The sequence below is a fragment of the Nocardia albiluteola genome (assembly GCF_018860155.1).
Classification (GTDB): domain Bacteria; phylum Actinomycetota; class Actinomycetes; order Mycobacteriales; family Mycobacteriaceae; genus Nocardia; species Nocardia albiluteola.
Map to the genome: position 1 here is coordinate 352,784 of NZ_JAHKNI010000006.1, position 25,446 is coordinate 378,229.

General features: G+C 69.2%; 20 protein-coding genes. 13 read left to right on the top strand and 7 right to left on the bottom strand.

The genetic code is table 11. The annotated features are described in order from the left end of the window. Positions 1-162 precede the first annotated feature (162 nt). Together KO481_RS20130 and KO481_RS20135 are read right to left on the bottom strand one after the other, a co-directional pair. Positions 163-1,311, bottom strand: a complete 1,149-nt coding sequence (locus KO481_RS20130) for an acyl-CoA dehydrogenase family protein (RefSeq protein WP_215918718.1) — start codon at positions 1,309-1,311, stop codon at positions 163-165. A gap of 16 nt (positions 1,312-1,327) precedes the next feature. Further along, positions 1,328-2,560, bottom strand: a complete 1,233-nt coding sequence (locus KO481_RS20135; protein WP_215918719.1) for an acyl-CoA dehydrogenase family protein — start codon at positions 2,558-2,560, stop codon at positions 1,328-1,330. Positions 2,561-2,767: 207 nt separating this feature from the next. Between KO481_RS20135 and KO481_RS20140 the strand changes: the two genes are divergently transcribed. From KO481_RS20140 to KO481_RS20155, 4 genes are all read left to right on the top strand, one after another. Continuing rightward, entirely contained in the window at positions 2,768-3,220 is a 453-nt protein-coding gene (locus tag KO481_RS20140) for a DUF1707 SHOCT-like domain-containing protein (RefSeq protein ID WP_215918720.1), read from the top strand. 65 nt (positions 3,221-3,285) lie between these two features. Continuing rightward, the gene (locus tag KO481_RS20145; RefSeq protein WP_308166700.1) at positions 3,286-3,738 is read left to right on the top strand and encodes a dihydrofolate reductase family protein; all 453 of its coding nucleotides are present in this window, start codon (positions 3,286-3,288) and stop codon (positions 3,736-3,738) included. 11 nt (positions 3,739-3,749) lie between these two features. Further along, positions 3,750-7,358 carry a chromosome segregation protein SMC gene (gene smc, locus KO481_RS20150; protein WP_215918721.1) on the top strand — a complete coding sequence of 1,203 codons (3,609 nt, stop codon included), beginning with the start codon at positions 3,750-3,752 and terminating at the stop codon, positions 7,356-7,358. Positions 7,359-7,478: 120 nt separating this feature from the next. Beyond that, complete coding sequence (locus KO481_RS20155; RefSeq protein WP_215918722.1) at positions 7,479-9,578, top strand: glycosyltransferase family protein; 2,100 nt, start codon at positions 7,479-7,481, stop codon at positions 9,576-9,578. Between the two features lie 35 nt (positions 9,579-9,613). Here KO481_RS20155 and KO481_RS20160 read toward each other — a convergent pair whose 3' ends face one another. Together KO481_RS20160 and KO481_RS20165 are read right to left on the bottom strand one after the other, a co-directional pair. Beyond that, the gene (locus KO481_RS20160) at positions 9,614-10,453 is read right to left on the bottom strand and encodes an enoyl-CoA hydratase/isomerase family protein (protein ID WP_215918723.1); all 840 of its coding nucleotides are present in this window, start codon (positions 10,451-10,453) and stop codon (positions 9,614-9,616) included. Between the two features lie 28 nt (positions 10,454-10,481). Continuing rightward, positions 10,482-11,387 (bottom strand): NmrA family NAD(P)-binding protein, encoded by a 906-nt coding sequence (locus KO481_RS20165; protein ID WP_215918724.1) that lies wholly within the window; start codon positions 11,385-11,387, stop codon positions 10,482-10,484. A gap of 107 nt (positions 11,388-11,494) precedes the next feature. Here KO481_RS20165 and KO481_RS20170 point away from each other — a divergent pair, with 107 nt between their 5' ends. Continuing rightward, entirely contained in the window at positions 11,495-12,259 is a 765-nt protein-coding gene (locus tag KO481_RS20170; protein ID WP_215918725.1) for a TetR/AcrR family transcriptional regulator, read from the top strand. Between the two features lie 61 nt (positions 12,260-12,320). Here the strand turns inward: KO481_RS20170 and KO481_RS20175 are convergent, their stop codons facing one another. The 3 genes from KO481_RS20175 to KO481_RS20185 form a co-directional block, all read right to left on the bottom strand. After that, positions 12,321-12,713, bottom strand: a complete 393-nt coding sequence (locus tag KO481_RS20175; RefSeq protein ID WP_215918726.1) for a GNAT family N-acetyltransferase — start codon at positions 12,711-12,713, stop codon at positions 12,321-12,323. Continuing rightward, positions 12,710-12,961 carry a hypothetical protein gene (locus KO481_RS20180; protein ID WP_215918727.1) on the bottom strand — a complete coding sequence of 84 codons (252 nt, stop codon included), beginning with the start codon at positions 12,959-12,961 and terminating at the stop codon, positions 12,710-12,712. Before KO481_RS20180 ends, KO481_RS20175 begins: the two co-directional genes overlap by 4 nt. A 100-nt stretch (positions 12,962-13,061) precedes the next feature. Further along, positions 13,062-13,451 (bottom strand): DUF2237 family protein, encoded by a 390-nt coding sequence (locus KO481_RS20185; protein WP_215918728.1) that lies wholly within the window; start codon positions 13,449-13,451, stop codon positions 13,062-13,064. 164 nt (positions 13,452-13,615) lie between these two features. Here KO481_RS20185 and KO481_RS20190 point away from each other — a divergent pair, with 164 nt between their 5' ends. The 8 genes from KO481_RS20190 (at position 13,616) to KO481_RS20225 (ending at position 25,197) form a co-directional block, all read left to right on the top strand. After that, positions 13,616-14,023 (top strand): RpiB/LacA/LacB family sugar-phosphate isomerase, encoded by a 408-nt coding sequence (locus KO481_RS20190; protein WP_215918729.1) that lies wholly within the window; start codon positions 13,616-13,618, stop codon positions 14,021-14,023. 185 nt (positions 14,024-14,208) lie between these two features. After that, positions 14,209-15,744: a signal recognition particle-docking protein FtsY gene (gene ftsY, locus KO481_RS20195; RefSeq protein ID WP_215918730.1), complete on the top strand. Its 1,536-nt coding sequence runs from the start codon at positions 14,209-14,211 to the stop codon at positions 15,742-15,744. Between the two features lie 235 nt (positions 15,745-15,979). Beyond that, entirely contained in the window at positions 15,980-17,383 is a 1,404-nt protein-coding gene (locus tag KO481_RS20200; RefSeq protein ID WP_245401183.1) for an ammonium transporter, read from the top strand. A 4-nt stretch (positions 17,384-17,387) separates the two neighbouring features. Beyond that, positions 17,388-17,726 carry a P-II family nitrogen regulator gene (locus KO481_RS20205; RefSeq protein WP_215918732.1) on the top strand — a complete coding sequence of 113 codons (339 nt, stop codon included), beginning with the start codon at positions 17,388-17,390 and terminating at the stop codon, positions 17,724-17,726. Between the two features lie 122 nt (positions 17,727-17,848). Beyond that, entirely contained in the window at positions 17,849-20,260 is a 2,412-nt protein-coding gene (locus KO481_RS20210; protein ID WP_215918937.1) for a [protein-PII] uridylyltransferase, read from the top strand. A 242-nt stretch (positions 20,261-20,502) separates the two neighbouring features. Continuing rightward, complete coding sequence (locus KO481_RS20215) at positions 20,503-20,814, top strand: hypothetical protein (RefSeq protein WP_308166701.1); 312 nt, start codon at positions 20,503-20,505, stop codon at positions 20,812-20,814. A 148-nt stretch (positions 20,815-20,962) separates the two neighbouring features. Beyond that, positions 20,963-22,531 carry a signal recognition particle protein gene (gene ffh / locus KO481_RS20220; RefSeq protein ID WP_215918733.1) on the top strand — a complete coding sequence of 523 codons (1,569 nt, stop codon included), beginning with the start codon at positions 20,963-20,965 and terminating at the stop codon, positions 22,529-22,531. Positions 22,532-22,884: 353 nt separating this feature from the next. Next, complete coding sequence (locus KO481_RS20225; protein ID WP_215918734.1) at positions 22,885-25,197, top strand: hypothetical protein; 2,313 nt, start codon at positions 22,885-22,887, stop codon at positions 25,195-25,197. Positions 25,198-25,446 lie beyond the last annotated feature (249 nt).

Consider the following 25,446-nt stretch of genomic DNA (forward strand, 5'->3'; position numbering starts at 1 on the left):
GACGGCCTACAAACATTGATCGAAGGTGCAACCACTGCCGACCATCCTGTGATGTCGGAAATCTAGTGTGGCATATGACGATCGTGTTATAACCCCCAGAGACGGGAAGCCAGGCGCGGGCCGGCTGTTGCGAGCCGGCGTCGAGCCGCAACCGGAATGGTGTTACGTGGCAGCCGAATTCGCGTCACCAGCTCGGGTCAACGCCGCGTACCGGGCGATGTGCTGATCGGTGGTGCCCCACTCGTATTGGATCGCGGTCAGTCGCTTGAAGTAGTGGCCGATCGCGAGTTCCTCGGTCATGCCCATGGCTCCGTGCAGTTGGACCGCCTGCTGGCCGAGGAAGCGTGCGGCGCGGCCGATGGTGGCCTTGGCCGCGGCTGCCGCGCGGGCGCGTTCCGTGGGGGCGGCGCCGAGCTTCAGTGTCACCAGATACATTGCGGCGATGGACTGTTCGAGTTCCAGGTGCATGTCGACCATGCGGTGCTGCAGGACCTGGAAGCTTCCGATCGGGACGCCGAACTGTTTGCGCTGCTTGGCGTAGCCGACGGTGTCGGACAGCACGCGGCGCATCGCGCCGACGGCCTCGGCGGCGATCGCCGCCACGGCCTCGTCGGCCGCGAGGGCCAGCGAATCGTCGGAGGCGCCCTCCCAGCCCAGCAGCGCGTCGGCCGGGACCGCCACGCCGTCCAGGACCAGATCCGCGGCGCGGCGCTCGTCGATGGTCCGGTAGGGATGCATGCTCAGCCCGGCGGCGCCCGCGTCCACGACGAACAGCGACAGCCCCGCCGAGCCCGGTGTGCGGGCGGTGACCAGCAGATGCGTGGCCAGCGGCGCGGTTGTCACGGATGTCTTGGCGCCGTCGAGAATCCAGCCCTCGCCGTCGCGGCGCGCGGTGGTCGACACCCGGGACAGGTTGTAGCCCGAATCCGCCTCCAGCGCGGCCAGTGTCGTGATCACCTCGCCGGATACGGTGCCCCGCAACAGGTCCGCGGCACGCTCCCCGCCCGCGCGCCGCAGCAGTCCGGCGCCCACGACCACGGTGTCCAGGTACGGCTCGACGACCAGCGCCCCGCCCATCGCCTCGGCGATGATCTGCGTTTCGACGGGGCCGCCGTCGAATCCGCCGACCTCCTCGGGCAGTGCGGCGCCCAGGATGCCGACCTCCGTGGCGAAGGCCCGCCAGATCTCCGGCTGCCGGCCGATGCCGACCCGCGCCGCGGCGCGGCTCTTCTCGAGGTCGTATCGCGCCGCCAGGAACTCGGTGAGGGTATCGCGCAGCAGCTGCTGCTCCGCGGTGTACTCGAAGTCCATCTCAGTGTCTCCTCCGTCACAGGCCCAGGCCGGCCTTGGCGATGATGTTGCGCTGAATCTCGTTGCTGCCCGCATAGATCGACCCGGCGCGGTCGTTGAAGTACCGCAGCGGCGCGACCGCCTGCCACTCGTGCCCGCTCAGGTATCCGTCGGCGGGCGGCACGAAATCGGCCACCGGGCCGCCCGGCATGGCCGCATGCGGCTGATAGGCACGGCCGCGGGGTCCGGCGGCCTCGAGGGTGAGTTCGGTGAGCTGCTGGCTCAGCTCGGTGCCGAGGATCTTCAGCGCCGAGGCGGCGGGGCCCGGATCCTTGCCCCGCGAGATCGCCGACAGTGTGCGGTATTCCAGGATCTCCAGCACGTCAGCGCGGATCCGGATGTCGGCGAGCTTGGCCGCGAATGCCGGATCGTCCAGCAGCGCACCGCCGTTCGGCCCGGGCTGCGAGGTTGCCTGCGCCGCCAGCGATTCGGCCATCACCTGCAGGGTGGGACCGACCGCCCCGCCGCCGCGCTCGAAGTTGAGGAGGTACTTGGCCACGGTCCAGCCGTCGTCGATGCGGCCCAGCACATTGGCCTTCGGGACCCGCACGGCATCGAAGAAAACCTGGTTCTGGACCTGTTCACCCGAGGTCATCACCAGCGGGCGCACCTGGATGCCGGGGGTGTTCATGTCGATGAGCACGAAGGTGATGCCCTGCTGCTTGCGCTCGAGCCTCGCGGTGCGCACCAGCGCGAAGATCCAATTCGCCTCGGTGGCATGGGTTGTCCAGATCTTGCTGCCGGTGACGATCAGGTCGTCGCCGTCGGACACCGCGGCCATGGTGAGCGAGGCCAGGTCCGAGCCAGCCTCGGGTTCGGAATATCCCTGGCAGAAGAACACCTCGCCGGTGAGGATTCCGGGCAGGAAGTAGTTCTTCTGCTCCTCGGTGCCGAAGGCGATGATCGCGTGGGCCACCATCCGAATGCCCATCGGGGACAGCCCCGGCGCCCCGGCCAGTGTCGATTCGCGATCGAAGATGTAGTGCTGGGTCAGGCTCCACGGGCAGCCGCCATACTGCACCGGCCAGGCGGGGGCGGCCCAGCCTCGCTCGTGCAGGATCCGCTGCCAGCGCATGCTCGCCTCGTGGTCCGGATAGACGCTGGTGGCCAGCCGTCCGGCCCGGCGCAGCTCGGGGGTCAGATGTTCGTCGAGGAATCCCCGCACCTCGTCGCGGAACGCCAGATCCGCGGGTGACCAGTCCAGATCCACAAAGAACTCCTTGTGCGATAAGTGGAGCTCTACCTTCTCATTTACTCATGGATGAGCGCAAATGATCGTTAACTTAGCTAGTAGACCCTTGATGCATCGAGCGGGCAATCCTTACTAGAAGAGTGCGCCCTCTGGACATTCCACTTTGGAAGGCGGATACTAGTTATATTCCACTTTGGAACATGGCCCTCCGATAGGACATGAGACATGGACATCTCGCCCGGAACTCGCGTCGGCGATGCCGAGCGGCAGCAGGTCGCCGACCTGCTGGCCCGGCATCTGGGCGCGGGTCGCATCGATTTGAACGAATTCGACCAGCGGGTCGCCTCGGTGTACGCGACCACCACCCGCGAGGACCTGCAGCAGGTGCTGGCGGACCTGCCGGAGTTGCCCGTCCGCCGGGCACCGGCGAACGCACCGGCCACCCGCAGCCGCTTCCCGATCTGGCAGCGCATCGAGGGCGCGGCATGGGTCGGCGTCGGCGCGCTGTGCCTGCTGATCTGGGGACTGGTATCCCTGGGCGCGGGCGAGCTCACCTACCCGTGGCCGCTGTGGGTGATCGGCCCCTGGGGTGCGGCGCTGATCTTCCGCGCGGCGGCGGGCTGGGAGGCGCGCGCCTGCCGCGGCCGGGCTCGCGTCTACGACCGCGCGCGGGTCTGACATTCGGCGCGGCTGTTCGCGTCGGTATGCCGCGGACGGGTTGTCGCAAATCCTGACGGCGCCCGGTGGGCGGTGGCAGGATCGAGCAGACCCGCCACATCGCCGCCGAGCTGTGCGGCCGCCGCCTGTACGAGGCGATGCTGGTGTGGGAGACCGCCGAGCAGACCATGTCCGACGAGGACGAGCTGGAATTCGCCCGGATTTGGCGGCCGATCCCCAAGGTCGTGTTTTCCCGGACACTCACCGCGGTGGAGGGCAACGCCAGGCTCGCCACCGACGACCTCGCGAAGGAGATCGCCGGGTTCCGGGACCAGCCGGGGGAGGGCGTGGTGTCCGTCGCCGGTACTTCCCGCCGCTGCCCAAGTCACTGGACCTGCGGCTGGTCGAGTCGCGGATCTTCGGCTCCGGTGTCGTCTACCTTCGCTACCAGCGCACGCGCTGAGCCGAGCGCCGGTCCGCGGCCGTCCGGGGAACGCGTTCACCCGGCATACGCGGGGCAATCCGCTGACAGCAGGTAGATTGGCCTGCTGTGCACCTGAAGAGTCTGACGCTGAAGGGGTTCAAATCCTTCGCGTCCGCGACGACGCTGCGCCTGGAGCCCGGAATCACCTGCGTGGTGGGGCCCAACGGCTCCGGCAAGTCGAATGTGGTCGACGCGCTCACCTGGGTCATGGGTGAACAGGGCGCGAAGGCGTTGCGCGGCGGCAAGATGCAGGACGTCATCTTCGCCGGCACCGCGGGCCGTGCACCGCTGGGCCGTGCCGAGGTCACGCTCACCATCGACAACTCCGACGGCGCCCTCCCGATCGACTACTCCGAGGTGTCTATCACCCGCCGGATGTTCCGCGACGGCGCCGGCGAATACGAGATCAATGGCAACACCTGCCGCCTGATGGATGTGCAGGAGCTGCTGAGCGATTCGGGCATCGGCCGCGAAATGCACGTCATCGTCGGGCAGGGCCAGCTCGCCGCCATTCTGGAGTCGCGTCCCGAGGACCGCCGCGCCTTCATCGAGGAGGCCGCGGGGGTCCTCAAGCACCGCAAGCGCAAGGAAAAGGCGGTCCGCAAGCTCGAGGCCATGCAGGCCAATCTGGCCCGGCTCACCGACCTGACCACCGAGCTGCGCCGCCAGCTCAAGCCACTGGGCCGGCAGGCCGAGGTGGCGCGCCGCGCGGCCACCGTGCAGGCGGATCTGCGGGATTCGCGGCTGCGCCTGGCCGCCGACGATCTGGTGACCCGCCGCAACGAGCTGCAGAGCCAGCAGAGCAAGGAAGCCTACGCGCGCGAGCAGCAGATCAACGTGCACGCCGAGCTCGACGCCGCCAATGCCGCACTGGCGCAACAGGAATTTCAGCTCTCGCGCCTCACGCCCGGCGCCGAGGCGGCCGCCCAGACCTGGTTCCAGCTCTCGGCGCTGGTCGAGCGGGTCAATGCGACCATCCGCATCGCCCGCGACCGGGCCCGCAACCTGACCATCGAGCAGCCCACCGGCAACGGGCGCGATCCCGACCAGCTCGAGGCCGAGGCCGCGCGCGTGGAGGAGCAGGAGGCCGAACTGCTCGAGGCGGTCGAGGTCGCCGCGGCGACCCTCGAGGCGGCCCGGGATCAGCTGTACGAGCGCGAGCAGGCCGCCAAGGCCGCCGAACAGGCGCATCTGGCCGCGGTCCGCGCGATCGCCGACCGTCGCGAGGGGCTGGCCCGGCTGTCCGGTCAGGTGGACACCCTGCGCCACCGCGCCCAGTCCAGCGACTCCGAGATCGCGCGCCTGTCGAGCGAGCTGGCGCAGGCCCGGGCCCGCGGATCCGCGTCGGAGGCCGAGTTCGAGCAGGTGCAAAGCGAATTGGGCGAGCTCGACGCGGGGGAGGAGGCGCTGGACGCCGCCTACGAGCATGCCGCCCAGGCCCAGGAGCTGGCCGATCAGCGCGTGACCGAACTGCGCGAGGGGGACCGGGAGGCCGGTAAGAAGGTCGCCTCGCTCGCCGCGCGGATCGAGGCGCTGACGATGGGGCTGGCCCGCCGCGACGGCGGTGCCTGGCTGCTCGAGCACCAGGCCGCGGGACTGCTCGGGCCGCTGTCCGGAATTCTGCAGGTGCACAATGGATTCGAGGCGGCCGTCGCCGCGGCGCTGGGGCCGCTCGCCGATGCCGTCGCCGCCGAGGCGGGCACGGTCGCCCACGCCGCGCTGCGGGCGCTGAAGGAGGCCGACGGCGGCCGCGTCGCGCTGGTGTACGGCGGTGCGGCACAGGTGAATCCGCCGTCGGGCGGGTTGCCCGCCGATGCGCGGTGGCTGGCCGATGTGCTGGACTGCCCGGCACACATGCGGGGTGCGATCTCGGCGGCGTCCACGGGAACCGTTGTTGTCGAGGATCTTTCGGTCGCGGCCGAATTGCTGTCCACGCGGCCGGAATTGCGCGTGGTGACCCGTGACGGCGATGTCGCCGGGTCGGGCTGGCTGCTCGGCGGCTCGGACCGCGCGCCCAGCCAGCTCGAGATCCAGGCCGATATCGACTCCGCCGCGGCCGAACTCGCGTCCTGGCAGCGGCAGGCCGAAGAGCTCGAGGCGGCGCTGGCGGGTGCGCTGGCCGAACAGTCCGATCGCAAGCAAGCCGTCGACCAGGCCCTGCTGGCACTGCACGAATCCGATCAGTCGATGGTCGCGATCTACGACCGGCTGGGCCGGTTGGGGCAGGCGGCGCGGACCGCGCAGTCCGAATGCGATCGGCTGGTGGCCCAGCGGTCCGCCGCCGAGACCGCCCGCGACGAGAACTCCGAGAAGCTGGCCGAGCTCGAGGATCGGTTGCGGCGCGCGGAATCCGAACAGTCCGATATGGATTCGGCCGCCGACGCGGGCACCGAGGCCGCCGGCTATCAGCGCGAGGAGGCCGCGGCCGCGCTCGCCGAGGCCCGCGCCATGGAGGTCGAGGCCCGGCTGGCCGGGCGTACCGCCGAGGAACGCGCGGAATCGGTACGGGGCAAGGCGGATTCGCTGCGCCGCGCCGCGCGTGCCGAGCGCGAGTCCCGGGCCCGGGCCGAGCGGGCACAGGCCGCGCGGCGCCAGGCCGCCGCGGTCGCGGCGGTCGTCGCCGAATCGGCTGAACGGGTTGCCGCCGAGCTGGAATCCGTTGTCGCCGAGGCGTCGGCGCGGCGCGACGAGCTGGTGCGCCGTCGCACCGAATGCGCCGGGCAGGTCGATCAGGTCAAGGAGCGCGTGCGCGCGCTGAGCGCCCAGCTCACCCAGCTGACCGATGCCGTGCATCGCGACGAGGTCGCCCGCGCCGAGGCCGCACTGCGCATCGAGCAGCTGGAGCTGACCATCGGCGAGCAGTTCGGGCTGGCCCTGGACGATCTGATCGCCGAGTACGGCCCGCACGTGCCCACGCCGCCCTCGGCACTGGAATGGCACGAGTACGAGCAGGCCAGGGAGCGCGGCGAGACGGTGAGCGAACCGCAGCCGATGCCGTACGACCGGGCCAGCCAGCAGCGCCGTGCCAAGCGTGCGGAGAAGGACCTCAGCACCCTGGGCAAGGTGAATCCCCTTGCGCTGGAGGAGTTCGCGGCGCTCGAGGAGCGCTACAACTTCCTGTCGACCCAGCTGGACGACGTCAAGAAGGCCCGCCAGGACCTGCTGGACGTCGTCGCGGAGGTGGACGCGCGCATCCTGCAGGTGTTCACCGAGGCCTGGGAGGATGTCGAGAAGGAGTTCGTCGGCGTCTTCGCCAAGCTGTTCCCCGGGGGCGAGGGACGGCTGCTGCTGACCGATCCGACGGACATGCTGACCACCGGCATCGAGGTGGAGGCGCGCCCGCCCGGCAAGAAGGTCAAGCGCCTGTCGCTGCTGTCGGGCGGCGAGAAGTCGCTGACCGCGGTCGCCCTGCTGGTCGCGATCTTCCGTGCCCGCCCCTCCCCGTTCTACGTGATGGACGAGGTCGAGGCGGCCCTGGACGACACCAACCTGCGCCGTCTCATCGGCCTGTTCGAGCAGTTGCGCGAGAAATCCCAGCTGATCGTCATCACTCACCAGAAGCCGACGATGGAAATCGCGGATGCCCTCTACGGCGTGAGCATGCGCGGCGACGGCATCACCCAGGTCATCTCCCAGCGCCTGCGCGGGGAGAATCTGGTCGGCGCCAACGCCTGAACGGGCCTGTGCCCGACGGGAGTTCAACCCGGCGTAACCTTTGCCGCCGCAGGCTTGCCGAGTGCTGCGCGGTATGGTCGGATTTTTGCGGGGTTGTCGTGGCGGGAAGGAATATGCCGGATGTCGATCATCGACGGGCGATCGGTCATTCTGGTGACCTTCGCCGGCCGCCGGGATCGGATGGAATTGCTGTCCCACTATGCGGCGGAGGCGTTGCGCCGCAATCTCGTGGACGAATGGCATGTCTGGAACTTCGCCCGGCACGAGGACGACGACCGCTGGCTGAATTCCCGCTTTCCCGCGCTGGGCCGCACACCGGACAACCTCGCCTACTACCCGGCGGGCAGCATCGATACCGAGTCGGAGACCGGATGCCACTGGGACGCGCAGGTGCGTGCGGGCCATGATGTACACATCGGTATCCGGGCCCGCGGGGCCAACTATTCGTCCTACGAGCTCGTGCTGGGTGGCTGGGAGAACAAGCACACCGCACTGCTGTACGTCGAGACCTCCGAGCTGCTCGTGGAACACGCCGGTGACCGGCCCGGCGAGCACGGTTCGCTGGTGGATGTCTGCACCCCGGGCATTCTGGCCGCGACGACGTTCCGGGACGTTCGCCTCTCGCTCGCCTCGTCGACCCTCACGCTGAGCGTCGACGGCGCGATCGTGATCCAGCGCGTGCTCGATATCCGTCCGGGCAGCTACGACATCTTCGTGAAGACGGGATACGGCGCCGACGGCGAGTGGCGCCTGCCCGGATTACCCGACACGGGGGAGTATCTCTATCACGGGGCCGAGCGGTGGCGTGCCGGATTTGCCGAGGCGATCGGATTCTATGCCGCCCGCGGCGAGCACTACCGCGACGCGGTCTTCCTGAAATGCGACGACGACGTCCCGTATCTTCAGCTCGACAAGCTGGAGGATTTCATCCGCTTCCGCCTGGCACGGCCGGAGTACTTCCTGGTGTCGGCGAACGTCGTCAACCACAATGTGTGCGCCTATTACCAGCAGCAACATGGCGCGATACCCCGCAGCCTGATGGAGCTGGAACTGCCGCCCGGGGGATTCGGCGGCAGCCTTTGGGAGAGTCCGGAACGGGCCCGGGCGCTGCATCACCATTTCCTGGACAATCGCGAACTGTTCGAACAGGTTTCGCTGGAACCCGTCGAGTGGTCCGGGCGCCTGGCCATGCACTTCGTCGCCTGGATGGGCGCGGACCTGTCCTATATGTCGGCGGACATGGTGGACGAGGAGCGTGCGCTGTCGGTCCAGATCCCCACCTATCTGGGACGCTGGCATTGCCTGTATCCCGGATTCGTTGTCGCTCATCTGTCCTCCGGTATGCAGGCGGGGGGGATGAACGATCGGCAGATATTGGGGCGTTACCGCCGGCTCGCCTCGCGGGCCGGGCTCACGGCCGGGGAGAGTCTCGCGCCGGAGTCCGCGCCTAACGAGGATTTCACCCCGTTACCGGTCCGGGGGTGTCCGGGGCGCACGTTCGATACCGCGGCGACCGGCACCCGGGAACCTGGCGACGAGCCGAATATCGCCATTATCGTGTTGAACTTCAATACCGCCGAGATGACGGACAAGCTCGCGGATTATCTGAACAACACGCTCGAATACAGCCGCAAACGCGTCTACGTCATCGACAACGGATCGTCCACGACGCCCGGATCCGCGACGCATGTGCTGCCGGACAATCGGGGATTCACCCGCGGAATGTACGCGGGCTTCCAGATCGCGTCGGAGCAGGACGACTACGACGCGTTCTGGCTGCTGAATTCCGACGTGAGCTTCGATTACGGCGATACGGTCCTGCGGGTGCTGGCCACGGTGCTGTTCTCCTCGGAGGCGTACGCGCAGATCTCCCCGCAGCACAATTCGTGGCTCCCGGACATGGAGCACGCCGAGGACGTCGCCTCGGTGCGAGGCATACTCGAGCCCACGGCGACGCTCATCAAGCGCTCCACGATCGAGCGGCTGGGATTCTGGGACCTGGACATGCCGCTGGGCTATGGCACCGATCACGACTACGGCTACCGGATCCGGTCCGCCGGCCTGCTAAGCATTCTCACCAGCCAGGCCCGGATTCACCACATGCAGCATCAGTCCATGGACGACTTCGACGATTACGACCGCCGGGGGCACGCCGAGGAGAACGCGGTCCTGTCCAGAAAATACGGCGACGACTGGCAGCGCCTGTTCTCGGAGTACTGAACCCGCGGCAAACCGTGCCCTCCGGTCCCCGCGAGCTACCGGGACTGCGCGCCGATGCCGAACATCTCGTGGGCCGTGCCGAAGCCGAGGTCGTGGACGAGGCGTCGCTTCCACGGCCGGACCGCGATGGCGTGGGTCAGGCGCCGGGTCGTGCGCGGCTGCTTCATGATCGTCTCGGCGAGCTCCCAGGCGCGTGGCAGTAGATCCGGTGCGGGCAGGACCTCGTTGACCAGTCCGAGTTCCAGGGCGCGGCGCGCGTCGATCGGCAGCCCGGTATAGAGGTGATACGAGGCGCGCTTGGTGCCCGCGAGTTCCTGCAGGGTCAGCTGCTGGCCGTCACCCGGTGCGGTACCCGCCAGGAAGTGCGGATCGGAAATGGTTGCGGTCTCCGCGGCCAGGGTGATGTCGCACAGCAGCGCGAACTCGGTGTGCGCGATGCTCGGGCCGTTGATCGCCGAGATCGTGGGGACATCGATGCCGAACACGAAGTTCTCCACCAGTTTGGTCGCGTCGTAATAGCCGTGCTCGTAACCGAAGTCGGGCGGGAACGGGCCGGAGGTCATGCGCCGCGCCGACTCGGCCGGGTCTTGCGGGGCCGTGTCGGGGGCGCCGAGCCACCGGTCTCCGGTCCCGGTGAGGATCACCACCTCGTTCCGCGGGTCGTTGCCGATCTCCAGCCACGCCTGCGCCCAGGCGTTGTGCACCGCGAAATCGAAGTGCGCGGGACCGTCATCGGTGTGCATCCGCAGCTCGAGGATGCCGTCGCGGCGTTGCATGACGAAATACTTCGCGTACTTCTCGGCGTACTCGTCGAAGCTGGGCCGGGCGACGAAACCGCCTGTGCGTGCGTGCCATTCGTCGAGTTCTCGGGGCATGGGGTGAACCTTTCGTCGGGGCTTTTCGTCAGTGCTGCTCGGCCAGCAGGGATTTCAGCGCCGCCGCACCGGTGGTGGCGAGCCAGGTCTCGAGGGTCTGCAGGCCCGGATGGATTTCCCGGATGAGTTCGATGTCTGCATGCCAGCCGTCCCCGTTGTGCGCCAAGCGCCAGGTGTTCGCCAGCTGCGCGCCGATGGCCGCCGCGTCGGCCTCGGTGATCTCCTCGTACCGCACCGGATATCCGGTGGCGCGCTCGATGGCGGCCATCGCCGCCAGCGGGGTGACCGCGTCGCCGGCCAGCTCCAGCGTCCGGCCGGTGTATTGCTCCGGATCGGCGAACGCGATGGCGGCCACCGCGGCGATGTCGTCGACCGCGATCACCTGGATGGGGCGATCGGCGGGGAAGAGATGGCGGTGGACGCCGTCGACGAAGCCGTCCAGGGGAAGCACCACGCCGGCGAGGTAGTTCTCCATGAATCGGACCGGCCGCAGGATCGTGTACCGCATGCCCGAGGCCGCCACCGCCCGTTCGATCCGCCGCTTGCCACCGCTGCCCCAATTCGTGTCGCCGGTGAACGAGGCGACACCGGTGAAGACGATCTGGTCGACCCCGGCCCGGCGGGCGGCCTCGACCAGGGCGGCGCCGCGGCTCGCCTCGAGCTCGACGTCCCAGCCGCCGGGCCCGAACGCCGCCGGGGGCACCGCGAAGACGCCGCGCACCCCGGTGACCGCGCGGTCGAGCGAGGCGGGGTCGTCCAGGTCGCCGACGACCGGTTGCGCGCCGAGGTCGGCCAGCGCCCGCGCAGCCGGGGCCTGCGGATCCCGCACCAGCACCCGCACGGGATACCCGTCGGCCAGGAGCCGCCGGGTGGTCGCGCCGCCCTGTTTGCCGGTCGCGCCGGTGACGAGAATGAGCTCTTTCTGAGGAGACATGCTGGTCCTGTCCGTTCGGTAGAATACGGGTTGGATAACCCGTATCTCGGACGATACGAGCGGCCCCGCTCGGTTCGCCAGATCTCCCCGAGGGGGTGCGTAACGAAATGACCTCCACCGCAACCGCTGTCGAGAGCGCCGCGGGGCGGGCCGATGCCCGCCGCAACAGGGCGCTGGTGCTGGCCGCCGCCCAGCGCGCGTTCGCCGAGCACGGCACCGGCGTCTCCCTGGCGGAGATCGCCCGGCGCGCCGGGGTCGGGGCCGGGACCGTCTACCGGCACTTCCCGACGAAGTCCGATCTGCTCGAGGCGGTGATGCAGCAGCGGCTGGACCGAATGACCGTGCGGGCCAACGACTGTCTCGCCGCGCCGGACGTTGGGGAGGCATTCTTCGAGTTATGCGCGGCGGTGGTCGTCTCGTCCCCGCGCAGCCAGGCGGTCTGCGACATGATCACCGCCGACGACGGCTGGCCGCGTGCGGTGATGCGCGGGGCGGGCGATCGGTTCCACCGGGCGCTGCACGCGGTGCTCGTGGAGGCGCAGCGCCGGGGCGCGGTCCGCCCCGAGGTCACCGTCGCCGACGTCACGGCGATATTTGCCGGATGCGTGGCGATGCAACGGGTTTCGGGGACCCCCGACGGGCTGTGCCCGGCCGCGCGACTTACGCTGGACGCGTTACGGGCGCACCCCGTAACGAAAGGTGGCGTCCTGCTCGCCGAAAATAACGAAAGTCGTGACGAAACGGCGCCGGCGACCGCCCGCTGCTCTCTGTGCGGTTCGGGGCTGCGGCCCACCGGCGCGGGCCGCCCGGCGCGCTACTGTTCCGCGGCCTGCCGCCAGAAGGCGCATCGCCGCCGTCATCGCGCCGGCTAGGCGTACCTCCGCATTCGCTCCGGCCATGCGCGGTTTCGGACGGCTTCGCCGACGGCGCCCATTAGAGCGGGTACACGCGAAAGCCGTCGAGGGTCTTGTGCGGAAGTGAGCGGTAGAACCCGCCGGCGTCGTCGGTGAGCAGATCGAGCCGGGTGATGCCGCCGGTCCGGAAGACCTCGGCGACCAGGCGGCGGCCGATGCCCGCGCCGCGGTGGGATTCGGCGACCAGCAACAGTGACAGACACCCCCACCAGCCGTTGCTCAGGGCGTGGGCGAAGCCGACCACCCCGCCCGCCTCGACCGCGACCAGCGTGACGGCGCCCGGCGCGCGCAAGGCCGCGCCGGCGCGTGCGGTATCGGCGGGCAGACTCGGCCAGCCCTGCGCCGCGCACAACGCGACGACCCCGGCCAGATGATCGGCGGTATACGGAACGATGCGGACCTGCGCGGTCATCGGTCGTCGCCGGTGTCGCGAGTGGGCATGGTCACAGTGCCGGTGCCCAGGTCGACGATCGGGTCGTCGCCGGACACGCGATCGTCGATCTTGGCCACCGCGACCCACTCCATGCGTTCGCGGACGTGCTTGCGGGCCGGGCCGAATATCTCGTCGAGGCCCGCGCCCATCGGGTACTGCCGCTCACGCGCTCGGCGCTCGCGCCATCGATGCAGGGCGACATCGAGGCCGGTATTCCACCAGGTCACCACATCGACGGTACGCGCGGATGCGGTGGGTGCCGGTCTCGTCACATCTGTTCCGGTCGCCTGCGCGACGCCGACGGCCGAAACGGGTGTGAGGATGCCGTTACAACAGGTCGCTGACGTCGTCGGGGACGTCGACCGCGTATTTGCGCAGCGTATCCATCGGCACGACCTCGAGGGCGTTCTCATGCGTCGCGGCCAGCACGACGGGGGCGGCGACGCCGTCCTCATGGGCATGCAGCCAGCGCACCGCGACCACGCACCAGCGATCACCCGGTTGCAGTCCCGGGAAGTTGTTCTCCGGGCGCGGGGTGCTCAGATCGTTGCCGATCGATTTCTGGTGCTCCAGGAATTCCGCGGTCACGACGGTGCACACCGTATGGCTGCCCAGGTCTTCCGGGCCGGTACTACAGCACCCGTCCCGGTAGAAGCCGGTGAGAGGATCGGTGCCGCACTCCTCCAGCGGTCCCCCAAGCACATTTCGATCGGTCACCTCGCCGATCCTATTGTCTCTGTGTTGGATTCGCCGCTGCTTCCGGCGCGTGGTGTGGAGAAGGGCAAACCGGTCGGTAGGTTGAGTCCGTTGGGGGCGCCGATTCCGGCGTGTCCCTGACCGGCCCGAGACGGCAGATGTGCTAAGCAACTACGCTGGCGGACATGCGGATTGCGTTCGGAACCGACGAATCCACCGACCTGACTCGGCATCTGCGGGAGTGGTTGACCGAGCGCGGGCACGAGGTCGACGTCGTCGGCGAGGGCATCGCCTGGCCCGATGTGGGCGAGGGCGTCGGGCGGGCGGTCGCCGCGGGCCGGGCCGAGTTCGGGGTGGTGTGCTGCTGGACCGGTACCGGCGTCTCGATCGCGGCGAACAAGGTGCCCGGGGTGCGTGCGGCGCTCTGCACCGATCGCGACACCGCCGCCGGCGCACGCCGCTGGAACGATGCCAACGTGCTGGCCCTGGGCCTGCGATTGACCTCCGCCGTTGTCGCCGAGGAGATGCTCGAGACATTCCTCACGACCGCGCCGGAGGAGTCCGAGGCTCCGAACTACCGTCGTCTGGGCTGACGGACGATCGCCGTCGAGCCCCCGAACCCGGGGACGAGTCGGCGTTTCCGGGGTCGCGAACGTTGCCGGGGTAAACGCGCGGTCGCGCTCCGGCTCCCGGGCCCGGTGAGGCAAATCTCCCGGTCGGGAACGTGGTTGCCCAGCCGTCGCACCGGTACCGGCCGGTCTTCTGACAGGATGGGCCCGTGACTGCGCAAGCCTGGATTCTGATCGCCGTGATCGCCGCCGTGCTGGTGGTGGCCCTGGTCGTCGCCGGATTCGTCCGGTACCGGCGCGGCCGGGTGACATTGACCTCCGCCGCGCCCGACAAGGAGATCGCCGACCGGTCGGGCGGATATTCGGCGTCCGGGGGATTCAACTTCAGCCAGGGCGGCGCAGGGACCGGCACGCTCACCCCGCCGCGCCCGGAGCCCGTGCCGGTGGAGCGGACCGACGACGAGGGCCAGCCGCACGTCGGGGACGACGCGGCGATCCCGCGGGACTCGGCGCGGCGCTCGATCACCGATATCCGCCTACCCGAGCCCGAGGCGGGGGTTACCGAGGCGGCGGCCGCCACCCCGGAAACGGCCGTGGCCGAGCCGACCGAAGCCGAGGCTCCGTCGCCCGAGACGGCCCCCGCGGAAACGGCCGCCCAGGCTGTCACACCTCTCGTTGCCGAGCCCGACGGGGCTCCCACACCGACGCTTACCGAAGTGGCATCCCCCGGGGCCGCGCCCACCGCGCCCCCCGAGGCCGCGCCCACCATCGCGCCCGAGGCACCCGCGCCGGCCCCGACTCCCGCACCCGAGCTCGAGGAGATCGCCCCCACCGCGGGGCGCCTGATCCGCCTGCGCGGGCGGCTGGCCCGGTCCCAGACCGCCATGGGCAAGAGCCTGCTCGGCCTGCTGGGCGGCGGTGACCTCGACGAGGACTCCTGGGAGGAGATCGAGGACACCCTGGTGATGGCCGATCTCGGCACCTCGGTCACCGGCACGATCGTGGAGCGGTTGCGGGCCGAGCTGGCCGCCCGCAGCGTCCGCACCGCCGACGAGGCACGCGCCGCGCTGCGGGCGGTCCTGGTGGAGGCGCTGCGGCCGGAACTGGACCGTTCGATTCGCGCCCTCCCGCACGACGATCACCCCTCGATCCTGCTGGTCGTCGGCGTGAACGGGACCGGCAAGACCACCACCACCGGCAAGTTGGCTCGTGTGCTGGTCGCCGACGGCCGCCGGGTGCTGCTGGGCGCCGCCGACACGTTCCGCGCCGCGGCCGCCGACCAGCTGCAGACGTGGGGCGAGCGGGTCGGCGCGGAGACCGTGCGCGGGCGCGAGGGCGCCGACCCCGCCTCGGTCGCCTTCGACGCGGTGAGCGCGGGCATCGACAATGGCGTGGACGTCGTGCTGGTCGACACCGCGGGCCGCCTGCACACCAAGACCGGCCTGATGGACGAGCTGGGCAAGGTCAAGCGCGTGGTCGAGAAGAAGGCGGCCGTGGACGAAGTGCTGCTCGTGCTCGACGCGACCGTCGGCCAGAACGGCCTGAACCAGGCCCGGGTCTTCGCCGAGGTCGTCGACATCTCCGGCGTGGTGCTGACCAAACTGGACGGAACGGCCAAGGGCGGCATCGTGTTCCAGGTGCAGCACGAACTCGGCGTCCCGGTGAAGCTGGTGGGCCTGGGCGAGGGCGCGGACGACCTGGCCCCCTTCGAACCCGGCGCCTTCGTCGACGCCCTGCTCGGCTGAGCGCCTGACCACGGCCTTCGGCCGAAAAATCCTCCTCGCGACACGCGCCTCACGGTGAGCCCGAAAGCGCTGTGTAGCGCACGAAACGTGCTAGCAACACAGCAGGTTCATCCGTTCACGCATGCGAAACACGCAGGCGGCACGGATGAAACACCGAATAGCGAACCTTCTGTGCAGGCTCGTAGCCGTCGTTTTGGCCGGGCCCGAGATGAGGAGGAACAAGGTGGCGTATCCCATGACCGGGTTGCCGAACACCGGCGACACCGCGTGGATGCTGGCGAGCTCTGCGCTCGTCCTGCTGATGACCCCTGGACTGGCGTTCTTCTACGGCGGCATGGTCCGTACGAAGAACGTGCTGAACATGATCATGATGAGCATCAGCGCGATGGGCGTCGTCGGCGTGCTCTGGGCCATTTACGGGTTCTCTGAATCGTTCGGCAACAACAAGTGGGGCCTGATCGGCGACCCGGGCCAGTTCTTCGGCCTGAAGGGCCTGATCGGCACCGATTCCGCGCCCGCGGTGGCCGCGGATCCGGCGCACCACGTCGCGGCCGTACCCGAGGCGGACATCCCGCTCGCCGGCGCGACGCACATCCCGATGACGGTGTTCGTGGCCTTCCAGCTCATGTTCGCGATCATCACCGTGGCGCTGATCTCGGGTGCGGTCGCCGACCGCATGAAGTTCCGGGCCTGGCTGATCTTCTCGGCGGTCTGGGCGACCCTGGTCTACTTCCCGGTTGCACACTGGGTCTTCGACGCCAGCGCCAGCGATTCCGCGGGCAACATCGTGCACGTCGGTGGCTGGATCACCAACAAGCTGCACGCGATCGACTTCGCCGGTGGCACCGCGGTGCACATCAACGCCGGCGCCGCGGGCCTGGCCCTGGCCATCGTGCTCGGCAAGCGCAAGGGCTGGCCGAAGACCCCGATGCGGCCGCACAACCTGCCCTTCGTGATGCTCGGCGCCGGTCTGCTGTGGTTCGGCTGGTTCGGCTTCAACGCCGGTTCCGCCCTCAGCTCCAACGGCACCGCCGGTTCCACCTTCCTGACCACCACGTTCGCCACCTCCGCCGCGATGCTCGGCTGGCTGATCGTGGAGAAGATCCGTGACGGCAAGCCCACCAGCCTCGGCGCCGCGTCAGGCATCGTGGCCGGCCTGGTCGCGATCACCCCATCCTGCTCGTCGGTGAACATTCTCGGCGCGCTGGCGATCGGTTTCGCCGCCGGTATCGTCTGCGCCCTGGCCATCGGGCTGAAGTACAAGCTGGGCTTCGACGACTCGCTCGATGTGGTCGGCGTGCACATGATCGGCGGAATTCTGGGAACTCTGGCGGTCGGCCTGTTCCTGTGCCCGGAGTCCAACGCCTCGCAGGGCCTGAACGGAGCCAAGGGCCTGTTCTACGGCGGCGGCTTCGGCCAGCTGGGCAAGCAGGCGATCGGCGCCTTCACCGTGCTGGCGTACTCGTTCATCATTGCGCTGGTCATCGCCTACGTCCTGAAGGTGACCGTGGGCCTGCGCTCCACCGCCGAGGAAGAGTTCGAGGGCTTGGATGAGTCCGAGCACGCGGAGACGGCATACGATTTTGCTGCTGTAACTGCTGTGGGTGGCACGGCACGTGACGCTGTCAAGGAGGCATGACGCCATGAAACTGATTACCGCGATCGTCAAACCGTTCACGCTCGAGGACGTCAAGAGCGGCCTGGAGCAGGCGGGCGTCCTTGGTATGACCGTCAGCGAGGTGCAGGGCTACGGCCGCCAGAAGGGGCACACGGAGGTCTATCGCGGCGCGGAGTACTCGGTCGACTTCGTCCCGAAGGTGCGCGTGGAAGTCGTGGTCGACGAGGCCTCCGTCGAGAAGGTCGTCGAGGTGATCGTCGAGGCCGCGCGCACCGGCAAGATCGGTGACGGCAAGGTCTGGGTGACCCCCGTGGACGCGGTGATCCGGGTACGGACCGGCGAGCGCGGCGCGGACGCCCTGTAATACCGGTTCCGGTAACGCAATTGGCGGATCGAACGGCGCAATACCGTATCGAGCGGCGGCTCCGCACCCGATCGTGACGGTCGGGGCGGAGCCGCCCGCATGATGGTTGGGTGGTGTGGGTTATGCAGGTGAAGGACGAGATGCCCGGCGGCGCTACGGATCTGGTGCGTGCCCGCAATCAGTTGCTGGAGGGCGGGGATACCCGCCACCCGCGGCTGGACGCCCACGCGCTGCGCCAGGCGCTGGTCGACCTGCACGAGCTGTGGCTCAGCGGCAAGGGCGCGGAGCTGGGCATCACCGCCGACAGCGGCCTGGCCGTCGTGGCGGTCGGCGGGCTGGGCCGCGGGGAGATGCTGCCGTACTCGGACCTGGATCTGGTTCTGCTGCACGACGACGTCGACCCCCAGCGCGTGGCCGAGGTCGCCGATCGGCTGTGGTACCCGCTGTGGGATGCCCACATCAAACTTGATCACAGCGTCCGCACCGTCCCGCAGGCGCTGCGGGTGGCCGCCGACGATCTCACCGCCGCCCTGGGCCTGCTGGACGCGCGGCACATCGTCGGCGATGCCGAGCTCAGCAATCTGCTGATCGGCGGGGTGCGGCGCGAATGGCGGACCGGAATCCGTTCCCGCTTCCCAGAATTGGTGGAGCAGACCCAGACCCGGTGGCGGCGCAGCGGCGAGATCGCGCACCGGGCCGAACCGGATCTGAAGAACGGCCGCGGGGGGTTGCGCGATATCCAGCTGCTCGATGCCCTGGCCATCGCCCAGTTGACCGACGCGATGCCGGGGCTGGGCCCGGACGTGCCCGGCGGCGGATTGAAACAGGCGCATCGTCGGCTGCTGGATGTGCGCACCGAACTGCATCGCGTGGCCGGGCGTGCCCGGGATCAGCTGCGCGCGCAGGACGCGGACGAGATCGGCAGCGCGTTGCGCATCGGCGATCGGTTCGATCTGGCCCGCACGCTCACCGACGCGGCGCGCACGGTCGGCTACTCGGTCGATGTCGGGCTGCGGACCGCGGGCAACGCGTTGCCGCGGCGTGGGCTGGCCCGGCTGCGGCGGATGCCGGTGCGCCGACCACTCGATGAGGGGGTGGTCGAACACGCCGGTGAGGTCGTGCTCGCGCGCGATGCCCGCCCGCAGCGGGATCCGGGCCTGATCCTGCGGGTGGCCGCGGCCTCGGCGCAGACCGGACTGCCGATGTCGGCGACGACGCTGAACCGGCTGTCCGAGGACGCGCCCGAGCTGCGCGAGCCGTGGCCGCGCGAGGCGCTGAACGATCTGCTGGTGCTACTGGGCACCGGCCGCGGCACCCTCGACGCGATCGAGGCGCTGGACCGGACGGGGTTGTGGGGCAGGCTGTTTCCCGAATGGGGCGCGGTGCGCGATCTGCCCCCGCGCGATGCGGTGCACACCTGGACCGTGGACCGTCACCTGGTGGAGACCGTTGCCTACGCCGCGGCGCTGAGCACCCGCGTCGCCCGGCCGGATCTGCTGCTGCTGGGTGCGCTGCTGCACGATATCGGCAAGGGGCGCACCGAGGATCACAGCATCGTCGGCGCGGAGCTGGCGACGCAGATCGGCCGGCGACTGGGCCTGTGGCCCGCGGACGTGCGCACCCTCAGCGCGATCGTGCGGCACCATCTGCTGTTGCCGGACACCGCGACCCGGCGCGATCTGGCGGATCCGGAGACCGCCGAGGCGGTGGTGCGGGCCCTGGACGGCGATCCGCAGCTGCTGGAACTGCTGCACGCCCTGGCCGAGGCCGATTCGCTGGCCACGGGTCCCGGGGTGTGGGGCGATTGGAAGGCCTCGCTCATCGGTGAGCTGGTGCGCCGGTCGAGGCTGGCCATGGCCGGGGAGCAGGCGCCGCAACCGGATTCGATCGACCCCGAGCTGCTGGTCAAGGCCAAGGCCGGCGGCGTGCACGTGGAGCTGGCGCCCGGTGACGGGCGGTACACCCACGTCGTCACGGTGATCGCCCCCGACACTCCGGGCCTGCTGTCCGAGGCCGCCGGGGTGCTGGCGCTGCATTCGCTGCGAGTGTTGTCGGCTTCGCTGGGCACCGAGGGGGATTCGGCGATCGACACCTTCGTCGTGAGCCCGAAGTTCGGCGACCCACCCGATGCCGGACTGCTGCGCCAGGAGTTGATCCGCGCGATCAACGGCGAGCTGAATCTGGCTGCGGTGCTGGACAAGAAGGAACGCGAGGCGGGCCTGTCGCCCAGGCCCTACGCGCAGGCGCAGCCCCGCGTCCTGTGGGCCGAGGGCGGTAGCCCGGGGCAGGCGCTGCTCGAACTGCGGGCCGAGGACCGGATCGGGTTGTTGTCGCGGCTGGCCGGGGCACTGGCCGTGGTGGGGGTGAATGTGCGCTGGGCCAAGGCGGTTACCCGTGGCACCGCGGTGGTCGACGCGTTCTGCCTGGATCTCGACGACACCGACACCGCTGCGCGCCGGGCGGAGATCGAGGAGGCGCTGCTGGCCGTGGTTCCGCATCCGCAGCCGCCGAAGCCGCCCGCGGATGCGGATTAGGCGGCCGGAACCGCACAATCGCCCCGACTGCGACTTTGCTGGCAAACTCGGCGTCCGCCAATTAACCAGATTGTTGCGCGAGATTTGCTGCAAGCGCTGTCCAGTGTGATGCGGGCCACTCTACGATCAGACCGGATCCGAGCTGTAGAGCGTGGATTTCGGGCATGAGCTGGCGCCGACCTTCATGCCGCGGGTGCTGTTCGAGGCTTGTCCGAGCTTTTCGAGCATAAGGGAGCGGGCCGGTGGCAATTGAAGTCGTTTCCGCATCGATGATGACCAGTGATCTGACCACGCACATCGCCCGGTGTGTCGGTGGCGACCGGTGGGTGGTGTCCTGGCTGCCCGGCCGCACACTGTCCGGGCAGCAGGCCGTGACGGCGATGACCATCGCGTCCACGGTCAGCGACCGGCAGCTCGGCGCCGCCGAATGGGCGATGCTCGACTCGATGGCCCTGGAGCTGGGGCTGACCGGTCGCGAGGCGCTCGGCATGATCGCCAGCGAGAATCGCGACATACGCCAGGCGCCGCGCCCCAGGCGTCGATCGCTCGAGTAGATCTCGGGTTACCCGCCGATCCGTCCGGCCGAAGTGTGCCCGCGGGGCCGCGAACAACCCGGAATGACGAGGGCGAATCCGTTCCCCGGGGATCGCCGACTACCCTGGATCGTCGAGTGACAGTCCCTCGAGATCAGGAGCGCGATCGGTGTTCGAGTCCCTTTCCGACCGGTTGACCGGTGTTCTGAGCGACCTGCGCGGCAAGGGACGTTTGTCACCCGCCGATATCGATGCCACCGCGCGGGAGATCCGCCTGGCGCTGCTCGAGGCCGACGTCGCGCTGCCCGTGGTGCGCGGATTCATCGCGCGGATCAAGGACCGCGCCAAGGGGGCGGAGGTCTCCGGGGCGCTGAATCCGGCGCAGCAGGTCGTCAAGATCGTCAACGAGGAATTGATCGCGATCCTCGGCGGCGAGACCCGGCGGCTGCAGTTCGCCAAGACCCCGCCGACAGTGATCATGCTGGCCGGTCTGCAGGGTGCCGGTAAGACCACCCTCGCGGGCAAGCTCGCCAAATGGCTGCGCGAGCAGGGGCACACGCCGTTGCTCGTGGCGTGCGACCTGCAGCGTCCCGGCGCCGTGACCCAGCTGCAGGTGGTCGGCGAGCGCGCCGGGGTGCCGGTGTTCGCCCCCCATCCGGGCACCAGCGTCGGCGGCGGTGAGAATCCCCTCGGCATCTCGGCCGCGGACCCGGTCGGCGTGGCGCAGGCCGGTATCGAGGAGGCCCGGGCCAAGCAGTACGACGTCGTCATCGTCGACACCGCGGGCCGACTGGGCATCGATGCCGAGCTGATGGCGCAGGCCGTGGGCATTCGCGACGCGGTCAAGCCCGACGAGATCCTGTTCGTGCTCGACGCGATGATCGGTCAGGACGCGGTCAACACCGCCGAGGCGTTCCGCGACGGGGTCGGCTTCACCGGCGTCGTGCTCACCAAGCTCGACGGCGACGCGCGCGGCGGTTCGGCGCTGTCGGTGCGCGAGGTGACGGGCGTGCCGATCATGTTCGCCTCCACCGGTGAGAAGCTCGAGGATTTCGACGTCTTCCATCCGGATCGCATGTCCAGCCGCATCCTGGGCATGGGCGATCTGCTGACCCTGATCGAGCAGGCCGAGCAGGTCTACGACGCGCAGCAGGCCGAGGAGGCCGCGCGCAAGATCGGCTCGGGCGAGCTGACGCTCGAGGACTTCCTCGATCAGATGCTGGCCATCCGCAAGATGGGCCCGATCGGCAATCTGCTCGGCATGCTGCCCGGCGCCGGCCAGATGAAGGACGCCCTCGCGGCTGTCGACGACAAGCAGTTGGACCGGGTACAGGCGATCATTCGGGGCATGACTCCGGGGGAGCGGGCCAACCCGAAGATCATCAACGCCTCGCGCCGACTGCGCATCGCCAACGGCTCCGGCGTCACCGTGACCGATGTGAATCAGCTGGTGGACCGCTTCTTCGACGCGCGCAAGATGATGGCCGCGATGGGCCGTCAGATGGGGCTGCCCGGCGGCGGCAACCGGCGCGCTAACACCAAGAAGGGCAAGAAGGGCAAGAAGGGCGGCCGCGGTCCGACCCCGCCGAAGATGCGCGGCGGATTCCCCGGCATGCCGGGCATGCCCGCGATGCCGCCGGGCATGCCGGATCTGTCGGGCATGCCCGACGGACTCAATCAGCTCCCGCCCGGGCTGGAGGGAATCGACCTGTCGAAGCTCAAATTCCCGAAAAACTAAGCGACACAACCGGATTCGGTGACGAGCAGGTTAACGGCCGAGGTCGCGGCGTGAACGAATGTCAACGCGCCGAACGCTTTTGGTCGTACTGCGTTCGCGCGCGCGACCCGGGTCGTTAACGCGGCGACGCTACCTTCGGGATGGCTTTTTCCGGGGACTGTCGAGCAGCCCTGAGGGCACTCGAGCCTGTCCTTGTGTAGTCGTGTCCAACGACGTCCGGAAGAAGAAATTCAGTGGGGAACATCCGAATATCGGTTCGCGCCGATTCGGCCGTACAGCGATGCGCGCGTGCGATGTCGCACCGGTGCAACCGGATACGCGCGTCGCCGGGGTGGCGACGATTCGTCCGGACGATGCTGATCGTCGCCGGGCTCGTCGTCGTCCCGGGCATCGTGGGCGCGACGGCGAGCGCGGCTCCGGGCGCCATGGCCGCCGCATCCTCGACCAGCAGCGCGCTGGGCTGGATGCACATCACCGACACCTCCGGTGTGCCGCTGGCGAACTACCTGTACGCCACCAATCACGGCAGCCTGCTCAATCCGGGCGACACCGGGATCTCCATGGTGCTCGGCCTGGAGTTCGCGGGCTGGAAAGTCATTGTGACGATGGCCATCTGGCTGATCGGGTACGCACTGAGCTTCGCCTGGCTGCGGTGGTTCGCCAAGCCGCTCACGGGGATCTCGCAGGCCCTGAGCGGGCAGATCGCCACCCCGATCATGCTGATCACGGCCGCGACCATCGGCGCGTTCTGCGTGGCGTATTTCGTTGTCCGCGGGCTGTATTCGAAGGCGACCCTGCAGGTGGTCACCATGCTCGCGGTCGCGGTGGCCGGTCCGATATACCTGGCGCAGCCGCTGGCCGACGCGTTCTCCTCGGACGGCCTGCTGGCCCAGGGGCGCGATCTGGGCATCTCGGTGGCCGCCGGGTTGACCGGTGAGGACACCACGAACCCGGCCGGTCTGGTAGCGACCATGCAGGGCATGCTCGCGGACAATTTCGCGCGACATCCGTTGCAGGTGTGGAACTTCGGGCACGTGCTCGACGAACAGTCCGCGTGCGGGGCGGCATGGTCCGCCGGCGTGACTGCCGGCAGCGAGGGCCAGGTGAAGAACGGCATCGCCCGATGCGGGGATGCGTCGGCGAAGTCCGCGGCCGACAACCCCAGCTTCGACCAGATCGGGACCGGGCTGTTACTGCTCCTGCTGGGCGGCATGCTGCTGCTGTTCGCGGCCGTGCTGGCGATCAAGGTGATCAAGTCCGCGCTGGACACGATCTACCACGGCCTGATGTCGATCTTCGGATTCGCCGCGGGCGGATTCGTCTACGGGCTCACCCAGACGTTCCTGGTGCGCAACATGGTCGACGGGGTCATCGCGGCGGCGCGGATGACGATCTTCACCATCTTCCTCGGCGTCTACGTGCTGTTCCTGAACGACCTGTTCGACATGGCGGGCGGCGAGGTCATGGTCGTCTTCGTCGTCGGTGCGATCGTGGAGATCGTCGCGATCTCCCAGCTGCGGCGGATCAGCGCCGGGCTGGACCACGGCAACGAATGGCTGGCGAACAAGTTCGCGCTCGCGATTCAGCACAGCGGCGGGGCGCACGCCTCCGGCGGTGGTGGGGGGACCGCGCTGGGGATGGGCACCGTCGGGGCGCATCATTCGCTCTCGTCGAACAAATTGCTCGTGGGGCTGGGAGCCGTCAGCACGATCGGCAATTCGGCTGCGACCGAATGGCTCTGGGGCAAGACGCGCTCGCCGCTGCGCCCGTGGTCGCGCACGGAACGAGCCGCGTCGCTGGGGCAGTGGGGATTCTGGGGCAGCAAGGGCACCGGCGGCGCGAAGGGCTTCTATGCCCAGTCGTATATGAACCGGAGGCTGTTCGCCACCGCGGCCCGGGAGGGCGCCCACCAGAACGGCGGCATCAACACCGTGCGTGGCGCGGCCGCGGCCCTGCAGGCCCTGCACGACGTCGGGGGCAAGGTGAGCGATGCGTACGGCGCGCTCACCGGCGCCGGATTCACCAACGAGAAGGTGAAGCTCGCCGCCCTCCGGTCGTGGGGGATCGTCGAGGCGAATGCGGGTACCTGGACCCTCGGAGACAAACGCCTGGGCCATGTGGTGTCCGCGGTGCAGCGCGCGCAGGACTCCGCGCTGCGCCTGATAGACGGCACGGGCGACGCGGAAGAGGTCGCGGCCGACCTGGCCACCATGCAGGCGGCGGCGTTCAGCTTCCATCGCGCCAACTCCGCGCCTGTGACGCTGACCCGTGCGCAGGAGGATTTCGTCAATGATTACATGCAGACTCCGGCGAAGGCGAAGATCGAACAGTTGCAGAAGCTTGCGAACGGTGATCACACCGCGGCCAACGGGATGCTGCACGGGATGGATGCCGTCGATGCCGGTCGCATGATGCAGTGGATCGGAAACCGGCACGCGCAGTTGACCCTGGAGGCCGCCAACCACGTGCTCGCGAATCCCGCGGACCCCCACCGGCTTCGACGGGCGCGGGAGGTCGTGGCCGCGGCGACCGCCACCGACCAGTGGTCGTCGGGTGCGAAACGGACGCCGTGGAATTCGCTGGCGGCGCCGAGCGACAATCACCCCAATCCGGTGCGGCCGGGCTGGGGGCGCGCTCTTGCCGGGGTCGGCGGCCGCCTGAACTGACGGGCTCTGGCGCCATGAGTGCCGTCGGCGGCGGAAGTCACGTATCGGGCGCAGCCGCTTGCGCGGATGCGCTGTCAGCGCACCGGAATCCACCCTCGTCGACGACTCGTCCGACACGGGCGCCGGCGTGAACCGCGTCGACCGCCGGCCGTGACGTCGTGTGTCTGGTCGGGCTGTGGTGTCGTGTGTCTGGCCGGGGGATGAGTGCTGGTCATCCACGGGGATGAGGAGGCCGCGGCGGAGTGCGAC